Source organism: Desulfobacterales bacterium (assembly GCA_029211065.1).
Taxonomy (GTDB): domain Bacteria; phylum Desulfobacterota; class Desulfobacteria; order Desulfobacterales; family JARGFK01; genus JARGFK01.
This window is the reverse complement of the sequence record JARGFK010000132.1, coordinates 1-10941: the sequence shown is the minus strand read 5'-3', so window position 1 is coordinate 10941 and position 10941 is coordinate 1. Positions and strand designations below refer to the sequence as shown.

The 10941-nt window shown below is 51.3% G+C and carries 11 protein-coding genes; 1 reads left to right on the top strand and 10 read right to left on the bottom strand.

Annotation, left to right across the window (positions count from 1 at the left end; genetic code table 11):
* Positions 1 to 73: 73 nt before the first annotated feature.
* The 9 genes from P1P89_20170 to P1P89_20130 form a co-directional block, all read right to left on the bottom strand.
* The gene (locus tag P1P89_20170; GenBank protein MDF1593831.1) at positions 74 to 712 is read right to left on the bottom strand and encodes a hypothetical protein; all 639 of its coding nucleotides are present in this window, start codon (positions 710 to 712) and stop codon (positions 74 to 76) included.
* A 1-nt stretch (position 713) separates the two neighbouring features.
* Positions 714 to 1448: a 4Fe-4S binding protein gene (locus tag P1P89_20165; protein MDF1593830.1), complete on the bottom strand. Its 735-nt coding sequence runs from the start codon at positions 1446 to 1448 to the stop codon at positions 714 to 716.
* Positions 1449 to 1479: 31 nt separating this feature from the next.
* The gene (locus tag P1P89_20160) at positions 1480 to 2985 is read right to left on the bottom strand and encodes a tripartite tricarboxylate transporter permease (protein ID MDF1593829.1); all 1506 of its coding nucleotides are present in this window, start codon (positions 2983 to 2985) and stop codon (positions 1480 to 1482) included.
* Between the two features lie 13 nt (positions 2986 to 2998).
* Positions 2999 to 3460, bottom strand: a complete 462-nt coding sequence (locus P1P89_20155) for a tripartite tricarboxylate transporter TctB family protein (GenBank protein ID MDF1593828.1) — start codon at positions 3458 to 3460, stop codon at positions 2999 to 3001.
* 38 nt (positions 3461 to 3498) lie between these two features.
* Positions 3499 to 4479: a tripartite tricarboxylate transporter substrate binding protein gene (locus P1P89_20150; GenBank protein ID MDF1593827.1), complete on the bottom strand. Its 981-nt coding sequence runs from the start codon at positions 4477 to 4479 to the stop codon at positions 3499 to 3501.
* Positions 4480 to 4644: 165 nt separating this feature from the next.
* Entirely contained in the window at positions 4645 to 6003 is a 1359-nt protein-coding gene (locus P1P89_20145) for an amidase (protein ID MDF1593826.1), read from the bottom strand.
* 38 nt (positions 6004 to 6041) lie between these two features.
* Positions 6042 to 6674, bottom strand: a complete 633-nt coding sequence (locus P1P89_20140; protein MDF1593825.1) for a hypothetical protein — start codon at positions 6672 to 6674, stop codon at positions 6042 to 6044.
* Between the two features lie 10 nt (positions 6675 to 6684).
* The gene (locus P1P89_20135; GenBank protein MDF1593824.1) at positions 6685 to 7407 is read right to left on the bottom strand and encodes a ferredoxin family protein; all 723 of its coding nucleotides are present in this window, start codon (positions 7405 to 7407) and stop codon (positions 6685 to 6687) included.
* Positions 7397 to 8071 (bottom strand): GntR family transcriptional regulator, encoded by a 675-nt coding sequence (locus tag P1P89_20130; protein MDF1593823.1) that lies wholly within the window; start codon positions 8069 to 8071, stop codon positions 7397 to 7399. The genes P1P89_20135 and P1P89_20130 overlap by 11 nt, the downstream gene beginning before the upstream one ends.
* A gap of 291 nt (positions 8072 to 8362) precedes the next feature.
* Here P1P89_20130 and P1P89_20125 point away from each other — a divergent pair, with 291 nt between their 5' ends.
* The gene (locus P1P89_20125; GenBank protein MDF1593822.1) at positions 8363 to 9583 is read left to right on the top strand and encodes an MFS transporter; all 1221 of its coding nucleotides are present in this window, start codon (positions 8363 to 8365) and stop codon (positions 9581 to 9583) included.
* Here the strand turns inward: P1P89_20125 and P1P89_20120 are convergent.
* Complete coding sequence (locus P1P89_20120; protein MDF1593821.1) at positions 9552 to 10901, bottom strand: MmgE/PrpD family protein; 1350 nt, start codon at positions 10899 to 10901, stop codon at positions 9552 to 9554. The two genes, P1P89_20125 and P1P89_20120, sit on opposite strands and share 32 nt — an antisense overlap.
* Positions 10902 to 10941: the final 40 nt, after the last annotated feature.

Sequence of the window (10941 nt, the reverse complement as noted above, 5' to 3'; positions counted from 1 at the left end):
CATTACACACAACGGCCTAACTGGAACTACTCAATTGCTCCAGTGAAAATGTGAATTAATTTTTGCGTAAGCCCTAACTGGGTTTATTGGAAGTCATTCGGCTTAACAGTTTTTCCGCCCGATAGGTATTGAATATGCCGCAATCGCACATTCGGGTCAGTTTCTTGGCTGCGCCTTTACAAGTGATGCCACCCTCATCGATTTTATTAACCATATGTTGAATCAGATTGGAGGAAACCATGGCATGTCCGCACATGGTGTGTATCTCCAGAACATCCTCACCCGGAAGCCGGTCGACATTCCCGTGAATCCCCAAAGAGTTGTTGACGGTGTGGGGCGCCAGACCGATTTCAGAACAGATTTTCTTGGTTTCTTCATACAACCCGGATACGACTACTGAGATGCCGAAATCCCGTTCTTTTATCTCTTTCAGGCAGGCTTTGAGTTTATCCCGGTCTTTGAAAACCACGTGTATAATCCTGCTGCTGGCTTTCTTCAAAGCTTCCATGTCGTATAGCTCACCATCTCCCCAATTGGGATTGTGGTTTCCAAAATTCACCAGATCCTTTTCGTAATGGGAAATGACCTCCCAAATCTGCTGCATTTTTTCTTCAGACCCCTCCTGGTTAATCCCCCGGGATATCCGGATCAGCAGCACAAAATCCTCTTGAAGATCTTCGGTTTTTCCTCTGCGATGCAGCGTGTGCGTCATGCTATGCCTCCTTAAACAGGGGGCGTCCGAGCCCCACATTCGTCTTCGTATTCGGCCTGGGTGTAAATCCGGCTTCCTCAGCAATGGCAAGGTTGGGCATGGTTCCATCAGAATCAACGCGGCTAATCAAATCCAGCGAAAAAACCGTGTCAATCTGTGTTGAAACCTCCCGAACAGCGATAAGGGCTTCCTTTAATCGATCACTTGAGATTTTAAATTCAATAATCGCGGAAAGCACTTTTTCGTTTAATACTTCCGGGTTTATTTTGCCTGTGGTTTTATCTACCATCAGTTCCATTAACGGATTATTGGGCTCAAATTCAACGCCTAATTTTGCCAGCCCCATGCAAACCGTTTGGATATCATGAAAAGAGGTACCGACTCCCGGACGACCCATTTCAATGGCAACCCCGGCCATTCCGTACGTATATCGACCGGTCACTTCGTTGGTTTTCATTTCCTCGGTTCCCCGTCCCTGACCGGTGGTGGACGGGTGCTTTACATCGGGATTGCTGAATGGTTCCCGCAACGAACGCGGCCATTCCAGTTTGGGCATGTAAATCGCATCCACCGGGCAGACACCGGAGCGTTTAAAGCAGGCGCCGCACTCCACGCATTCGGCCTGGTCGATCTCGCTGACATTACCGCTTTCCCATTCAACCGATGAAATCGCTCCCACCGTACAATAGGGGTGACAGTCCTCGCATCCGATACACGTTTCCTTATCAATCAGCATCTAAGTCTCCTATTTAGCCGTTTTGGGGTGGTTATTCATCTTCATCTTCAAGCATGGTTCGTTTCAATCTCACGGTCTTGAAGGACACTCCTATGACCATTAAAGCTGCTATTGCCAACAGAGTCGCTGAAATGGGGCGGGTGAAAAAAGTGGAAATATCGCCCAGCGACAGTGCCAGCGCCTGATAGAGGCTATACTCCAGCATGGGGCCCAGAACCAGCGCAATAACCATAGGCCCTCCGGGAATATCGTATTTCTTCATGAAATATCCGAATATGCCGAAGATCCACATGACCCATACATCGTACACATTGATGTTCAGGGAATATGCACCGATGATGCAGATCAGGAGGATGGCCGGATATAGGTAGCTGTATGAAAGTCGCAGGCTCAACGCAAACAGAGGGACCATGGGAAGGTTCATGATGATCAAAATAATATTTCCGATAAACATGCTGGCAATGAGCGCCCATACAAAATCCGGGCTGGTGGTGAACAGCATGGGGCCGGGTCTTAGCCCATAGAGCATCAGGGCGCCCAGCATGACCGCCGTCGCGCCTGAGCCCGGGATGCCGAGGGCCAGCAGGGGCACCATGGCGCCGGAACAGGCCGAGTTGTTGGCAGCCTCGGGCCCGGCAACCCCTTCGATGGCGCCCTTGCCGAAGCGCGAGGGGTCCTTGGCCGCGCCTTTTTCAACGCCGTAAGAAATAAACGACGCAATGGTCGACCCGGCACCGGGGAGAGCGCCCACCAAAAATCCGACCACCGTGCCTCTGATGATCGCCCATTTTGAATCCATCACATCCTTAATGGTGGGCCATAAATTTTTAAATTTCACATTGACCGTCTTCATTTTCAGGTGTTCTTCGGCGGAAACCAGAACTTCACCGATACCGAACACCCCCATGACGACCGTGACAAAAGAAATGCCGTCCGTCAGCTGGGGCACCCCGTAGACAAACCGGGGGGCGCCCTGCACAATATCCGAACCGACCGTACCGAGGGCAAGACCGATAACGGCGCTCATTAATGATTTGGTTATCGATTTCCCGCCCACAAAAACGATGGTCAGCATCCCCATCACAATCAGGCTGAAGTATTCCGCCGGACCGAATCTAAGACTGAAAGCCGCCAAAGGCACCGCAACAAAAATCAGCCCGAAGGTCCCGACGATGCCGGCAAAGAAGGATCCGATCGCGGAAATCCCCAAGGCAACCCCGCCGCGCCCCTGGCGCGCCATCTGGTAGCCATCAAATGTCGTTACCACGGAAGCTCCTTCGCCCGGAACATTTACGAGGATAGAGGTTGTGGATCCGCCGTACTTGGCGCCGTAATAGATCGATGTCATCATAATCATGGCCGAAGTGGCATTCATTCCAAAGGTCAGCGGCAGGAGTATGGCGATGGTTGCGCTCGGCCCGAGACCGGGCAGAATCCCCACGATGGTTCCGAAAAAGCAGCCAATGGTCGCCATCCATAGATTGAACGGGGTCAGCACCGTGTCGAAACCCTGCATCAAGCTAGTAAAAATATCCATTTTTTCCTCTCCTTTAAATTCCTAAAAAGCCTTTGGGGAAATTGATATCCATCCAGTAGCTGAAAATGAGAACAACAAATCCGCTGAAAACGATCCCGTAAAATATGCTTTTCAGAATGCCGACTTTTTCCAGGGTAAACAGTATCAGCGCTACGAATAAAAATACGGTAATGAGAAGCCCCAGCGTGTTAAAACTCAAGGCAAATCCGGCGATCAACAGCAGGATAATCCCGATCCGACCCAGGGATTTCCACCCCGGCAGGCGTGGTTTTTCGTACTCTTTATCACCCCGCCTGCGAAACGTGTTTACGAACAAAAAAATCGAAAGTATTGATAAAAAAATCCCCAGCCAGAAGGGTTCAAAACCGGGTCCGGGTCCAAATTCTGACAAGTAGTCGAATTGCAGTGCCTCGAGTATCAACCAGAGACTGAGGCCCATGCCAAATATTGAAAACACTCTATCTCCTTTTCTCATAACATCTTCCTCCTGACCGGGGATCTTCGTGAATCATGTTATTTTTTCTTTTTAAACGCGCCCAGCTCATCAACGTCCACTTTGAGCTCTTTCAGAAATTTGGTGATATACACCTTGGTGTCGGCAGATGTCATATACGCGCCTTCCATATACGACTTTTTAAGAAAATCCTGGAACCCCTTGCTTTTATACAGTTTAAGGAGTGCATCTTCCCAGAATTTGACCGCATAGTCGGGCATATTCGGCGGCGCCCAGAATCCGCGCGGCTGGATAAAGGTGGCGTTAATCCCCTGTTCCAACATGGTCGGAAGGTCCGGCATCTGCGAGAGTCTTTCCGGGGTCATGGTGCCCAGCGATTTTACTTTACCGGCCTCGAGCTGCCCCATCTGTTCTTCCAGATTTCCGAACGAAAAATCGACATGTCCGCCCAGCATGGCAACCGCAGCCGGTCCGCCGCCGCCAAAGCCGACCATATTCAATTTTACCCCGGCCGCTTTTGAGATCCGATGGGCACAGATGTGCTCTGAGCCGGCCGTGCTGCCGTACGCAACCGAAACCCCATTCGGGTGTTTCTTGGCATATGCGATCACCTCTTTCATGTCGTTAAATTTAGACTCCGATCGGGTCCAGGCCATGTTCACATCCATGGTCATCATCGGCAGAAAGGTGATCTCCTCTAGTTTCATCTTGCTCGTTCCGCGTATCATGGTAGAAAGGGGAGACGAAGTGAACTGCATCAGAACATACGCAGAGCCGGCTTTGCTTTTCATATAATTCATGGCCACCGTACCGGATCCGCCCGTTCGATTATTGACGTTTATTTTCTGTTTGACCAGCCCTTGTGTTTCAAGCATATGGGCCACGGTCCGGCTGAACAGGTCGCTGCCGCCGCCCGGTGAAGAATGGACGACAAATTCAATCGGCTGGTCGGGGTATTCGGCTTTTGCGTCAAGCGTGATGATCATGGCGCCGACGCAAAACATGATTGCCAATACACTGGACAAAATTTTCCGTTGCATAACTTCCTCCTTTTTTCATTTATGTTACGTTGCGGTTGGCTATCATACAGCTATTATTATTTTTACATCACCTCCTTTTCAGAAAAGTTCGGTCAAGTTGCCGCTCTCAATCTAAAACACGGTTTTTACGCATCGCCGTTCCCAGGCCTACGTTTAAGTGGAACGCTACACCGCCGGGCCCGCGTCAAACCCAAGGACGCCTTCACACCAGGCGGCCGCTTTCATCAGCCCATCCTCTGCCAGGGGTTGGGCTGCCAGCTGGATCGCAAACGGCAGACCGCTGCCATCCCTACCGGAGGGGATGGACATGGCCGGAAATCCGGCGACACTCCAGGGCTGATTAAATATGCTTGATCCCGTTGAAGCGAGTCCTTTAGGCGCCGTGGACGGGGCGCTCGGCATAAAGGCCGCATCCACCCGGGACAGGAGCGCGGCCATATCTTCCTGGAATCTGATCCTTTTGTGAAGAAACGACACATGGGTATGGGCGGAAATCTTTAAACCCAGCTCGATTCTGTTCCTGATATTGGGCGGATATTGATCGCCATGGAGGCCAAACATCGGACCGTGATAAGCGGTAAGCTCCGGTTCTTTGATCATGCTCCAGGCCTCTTTGAGACAGGTAAAAGAATCCGGCAGCTTCAAATCGACGACGGCAGCGCCCGCTTCCCTGAATTTGTCTCTAACTGCTGAAAGGTGCGACCGAACCGCTTCGTCAGCTTCCGTCTCGAAAAATTCTTGAAGGAATCCCAATCGCATACCGTCTTCGGATTTTGGGGGTCCGGCAACCTTGTGCGGCAGCGGGCGGCGGGCAAAAGGAATCAGCGCCATATCTTTCATAAGATGCCAGAGGATCGCAGCATCCGGAACACAGCGGGTATGCGCTCCGACATGGTCCAGACTCCACGAATTCGGGACCACGCCTTCAACACTGACCGTCCCATAGGTCGGTTTCAAGCCGACGATGCCGCAGTAAGCCGCCGGCCGCAGCAGGGATCCGCCGGTCTGGGTCCCCAGGGCCGCCAGACACATCCCGTCCGCAACTGCGGCAGCGGATCCGCTGCTGGAGCCCCCCGGGGTGTGGTCCGGATTCCAGGGATTGCAGGTAATGGTCGGATCATTATTGGCAAAGGGGGTGGTTTCCGTCTTTCCCAAAAAGATGGCGCCCGCATCCCTGAGGCGTTTAACCGCCGGCGCGTCCTCAGCCGCCAGTTGCGCCGGATAAATGGGCGAACCGGCCCGGGTCCACGTTCCCTTTACGTCAATGATATCTTTGACGCCGATGGGAATGCCATGGAGCTCCCCACGCCATTTCCCGGCACGCAATTCATCATCACAGCGCCGGGCTTCCGACAGCGCCGCTTCTTCATATACTTCAACCCAGGCATGAACCGTGTCTTCCCGTGCCTGAATTCTTTCCAGACAGGACGTCGCCAGTTCCAAGGCCGTCAAGTCGCCTTCGCGCATCTTGCGGGTGGCCGCATTAATCGTCAATTCCCGGGGATTTTGCGTTTTTTTGTTCACAGGTGCCTTGTCTCAAAGTCTTTGTGATAAAATCTTCATCATTCTTTTTTTTGACATTGTTGCAGCAGCGCTTCACAGCGGTCCGAATTAAAAATCCCGCAGGGACACGGCTGCGCCAGAAGGGTGGCCCCTTCCTCCGGACTCATTTCACCGGATTGCACTTTTTTGATCACGGCTTTGGATAATTTGAAAGAAACCAACCCGTGGCCACACATGGTCGTCATTTCCAGGACTTGCGCTTCGGGAAGCAGGGCCTTTTTCCCGTGTATGCCCAGCGACAGAAAGGCTGTATGCGGTTTTATGCCTATTTCTTCGGCAATTGCGACAATCTCGTCAATCAAACCGCCGGTTACGATGGAGATGCCTGTATCAGCTTCTTTTAATTTGACCAGTGCGCTTTTGATGGATTTTTTATCTGAAAAGCAACAGGCAACCCCGTAGGCTTTGTCCAGGGTTTTTGCATATTCAGCGGGATCCAGTCCCGCCTTGGCGTTTTTTCCGGCCTGACTGGAACCGAAATTCACCGGTTTTTCCGAAAGAATGATCTCTAAAATCTTGCGCAATTTCGGTCCGCACCCTTCCCGATTGACCCAGCGGGAGGCCCTGGCATAAAAGGTATAATCGTTCTGCAGATTTTCTTCTGTTCCGTTACGGTGTAGCGAATGACTCATAAAAACCTCCTTACGCTTCCACGATGGGACGACCCATGCCCATGTTGATTTTGGCGTTGGGTCTTGCCGGAAGACCGATTTGGGCCAGCCGGGACCTTACCGGCAGGGTTCCGTCCGACGCAAAACGCGTGGCCAGACCCCAGGAAACAACCGTATCGACTTCTGCCAGGACCGGACGCAGCGTGTTAACAGCGTCCTCAAGTTGATTCTCAGTAATTTTAAATTCCAGAATGGCCGACAGCACCTTTTCATTGAGAACTTCGGGTTTCATTTCTCCGGTTGCTTCATCCTTTAAGAGCAGGAAAACCGGATTGCTCTTTTCAACCTCGACATCCATTTTTAGGAGCACTTTCAATACCTTTTCAATCTCGGATATCCGGGTGCCGGTGCCGGGACGTCCGAACTCCAGGGCCATGCCGTATTCACCCCGGCGGTAGCGGCCGGTTACATCATTGGTTTTCATTTCCTCGGTGCCGCGTCCGCCCTGTTTCAGGGTGGGATACTGAACCGCCGGATCGCTGAATTCTCTTCGGATCGAGCGCGGATACTGGAATGCCTCCTCCGGCATGTAAATGGCCTCGGTGGGGCAGACCGCAGCCCGCAGACAGACCCCGCACTCAACACATTCATCCTGGTCCATATAGGTTGCTTCTTCTCCTTCAAGGATGCACTTCATGGGACAGTAATCGATGCATTCCAAACACGAAATGCATTTTTCCGGATCAATTTTCATCTTTATCCTCCTCAGCAGTTTTTCGTGTAAATCTTTGCCGAACGTGGCTCAGGATCGCGCTCTGTCTGTTTTTTTCCGCATTGTCGAGGTCGCCGGATTCAAACCACTGAATAATCGCCGCATGGTTTTCAATGGAATCTTTCATCCATCCCGGTGCACGGACAACCATGCGCCGATAGCGCATGGTCTGCTTGTCAAATGTTTCCAGCAGTTTCATCAATTGCTGATTATCGCTTTCCTGAGAAATCATATCGTGGAAGCTCCGGTTCAGCTTAAAGTACTCATTCACGTTATTCTGTTCGGCAACGGCAATCATCTTTTCGTGCAGTTTTTTTAATTTCCGGATCACACCCGGTTTGTTTTTTTTTATGGCAAGATAAACAGCCAGGCTATCCAGCCTGGCCCTGATGGTATAAATATCCTCGGCTTCTTTTAATGTTGTTTTCGTAACCGATACGCCCCTGCGCGGCTCTCGCTGGACAAAACCCTGGCTTTCCAGTATCCGCAGGGCTTCCCGCACCGGGGACCGGCTCACGCCAAATGATCGGCAAAGCTCCTCCTCAATAATCCGCTGGCCCGGTTTCAGGGAGCCGTTAATAATTTTATTTTCCAGATCCTGGAAAATATATTCTGACAGACTTTTATGATTGATAATTTTTTTCATAAGATTAACCTTTAAAAATAAGGCGGGATGAATTATAAGTAGATTGTCGACAATCGTTTGTCAATACCTTTTTGGCAAACCGTCGTTTTTTAAATTTTATACCGCTTTCCATACTAAGTTTCCGAAACAATGAATTGCGGTATAAGCGATTGTAGAAAAAATACATTGGGATAACGGAACGTTTTTTTAACAACCGCTATATTGTAACCGGGGGCGTTTTTTTGAATAGCCCAATTTAAGGCAGTCGATGAACTTTGGCTGAAAATCGGCGTCTCCTTCAGGAGTTGACGGGTGAAAAAAATATTTTATGGATGGTGGATCGTTTTGGTCTGCTTCTTTATCACCTTCTATACCAGCGGCGCGGTGATATTGAATTTTACGGCTTTCTTTGAACCCATATCCAGAGAATTCGGCTGGAGTTATACGGCTATCTCGGTTGCCGCTTCCATTCGCGGCCTGGAGCAGGGAATCTTTGCGCCTGTGATGGGCTTTCTTGTCGACCGGGTGGGCGCCAGGAAATTACTATTCAGCGGCGTCTTTACAATGGGTCTGGGATTGATTCTTCTCAGTTTAACCAACTCACTCCCCGCGTTCTACGGGGCAACGGTGGTGCTTTCAATCGGCTTCAGCGCCTGCACCTGGCCGGTAATCGTGCCCGCAGTGGCGAACTGGTTCAAGAAAGATATGGGCAAAGCCCTCGGCATTATATCTGCGGGCGTCGGCGTCGGCGGCCTGCTGGTCCCAATAACCGTGATGCTCATCAATTATTATCAGTGGCGAGCCACTTTCGTTATCCTGGGTGTGGGCATGTGGCTGTTTGGAATCCCCCTCATATTCATCATCCGCCAAAGCCCGGAAAAATACGGCTTGCACCTGGACGGAAAGTCACCTGATATTCATGCCGTCGCGACAACGGATCAGGACCGGGACTTCGCTATTAAAGATGCCATCAGGTCCAGGGCCTTCTGGCACATCAGCATTGCCGACGCAATCCGCTTGATGGCCATGACGGCCCTCATTACCCATATCCTGCCCTATTTAAGCAGCATGGGAATATCGCGGTCAAAAGCCGCTTTTGTGGCAACGTTAACACCGGTGTTAAGCATCGTCGGCCGGTTGCTTTTCGGTTGGCTGGGGGATAACTACAGCAAAAATCATGTTCTGGCTTTGGCATACACCCTTGGCGGAATCAGTCTTTTATCATTCTCTTTCGTTCATGTGGCCTGGCTGATCATTCCCTTTCTGATTTTCTTTCCGTTGTCCTGGGGGGCGGCCCCGCTACGGGACGCCACCATGCGGGAATACTTTGGCCGGGCGTCTTTGGGGTCCATTCTGGGCATCATGGCGGGCATCGGCACCGTCGCCAGGATTTCAGGGCCGTTTCTGGCCGGCTGGACCTATGACACTTTTGGAGACTACCGCTTTATCTGGCTGTTCCTTGCAGCCTCATTTGCAGTCTGCGTAATATTAATATTGACAATCAAACCCGATCGGACGCGGTTTGAGCGATAATTTTTTGGAAATCATCAATTTTTTCCAGCATCCAGATTTTATCTGCCAATGCCATGGCGTTATCCGCACCGATTACTTTCCCCGCCATACTCATATATTTGTGAAAGAGCTGTCCATCCGTAACCGGATTTCGGGGTGTCCCGCTCGCGTGGGGAACATGTGCCTCGAATTTTTTCCCATTTTCAAGATAGATGACGACGCGTGCTTCTTCATGACGAAAGTCCGGATTCACCCTGAGGGATGTCCGTTTTCTGGCTGATACGATTTCAGCCGCATAGACCCGCTCATCGGAAAATTGATCCGGACCGCAGGCGCCGTCCACCAACGCCGCCGCCATACAATGGTAGATGCTGAATTTGCCGTCGATGCCCGTTTTCGGTGTTTTTTTTCCAGTGACATCCGGCACCATCGGATGAACTTCAGCCTCTATTTTCAGTACCTCCTGGGGTTGAATCTTTTCCCGGTTTCGCAGGCTGATGATGCCGTCAACCGTGGGATGAATCACAACGCCGCAGGAATACGGCTTTACGCTGTTTTCCAAAATCCCGAAGTTTTTACCGATGTCGGCAAGCACCGCTTCGAGGTGATACTCTCCGGCATTCACCGCAAAAAATCCCCGGGGTGTTTCAAGGACATTTTCAGAGCTGGTAAAACCCGCCTGGATCAGCAGGGCCGCATAAAGCCCGGACATGGCCGCCTTGCCGGGATGCAGCGATTTCGACATGGTGCCGAACATTTCACGCAGTCCGCTGGCATAGGTTGCAGCAATTCCAAACGCCTGGCGCATCTGCGAACCATTCAGCGCCATTATCTTTCCAACGGCGGCGGCAGCCCCGAAACCACCCACCATTCCGGACATATGCCAACCCCGTTCTTCGTGATGTTTGAAGAGAACGCTCCCAATCCGGTTTTCCGTTTCATATCCCAGAACAAACGCCAGCAAGGCCGCTTTGCCGCTTACGGTCATCGTTGCGCTTAAAGCGGAAATCGCCGGCCAGACAGGCGCACTCGGGTGTACAAAACTCACCAAATTGGTATCGTCATAGTCCAGCACATGAGACATGTACCCATTAATCATGGCGGCATTCAATATATCGGTTTTCCGCTTTCTCCCGATAATTGTCGCCTGGTTCGAACAGCCAACCCTTTCGGCGACGCTAAGCAGACTGTCGACCCCCGGATGCGAAGACCCCCCCAGGGCAACCCCCAGCCAATCGATTAAACACCGTTTGGCAGCGTAAATCACTTCAGCCGGAACCGTTTCATAGCCGGCGTCAACAACATATTGGGCCAATCGTTTCGTCAAATCTTTTTCCATCCTGCCTGCCTCCGGTATTTGATGTTTTTTTCGCAGTTAG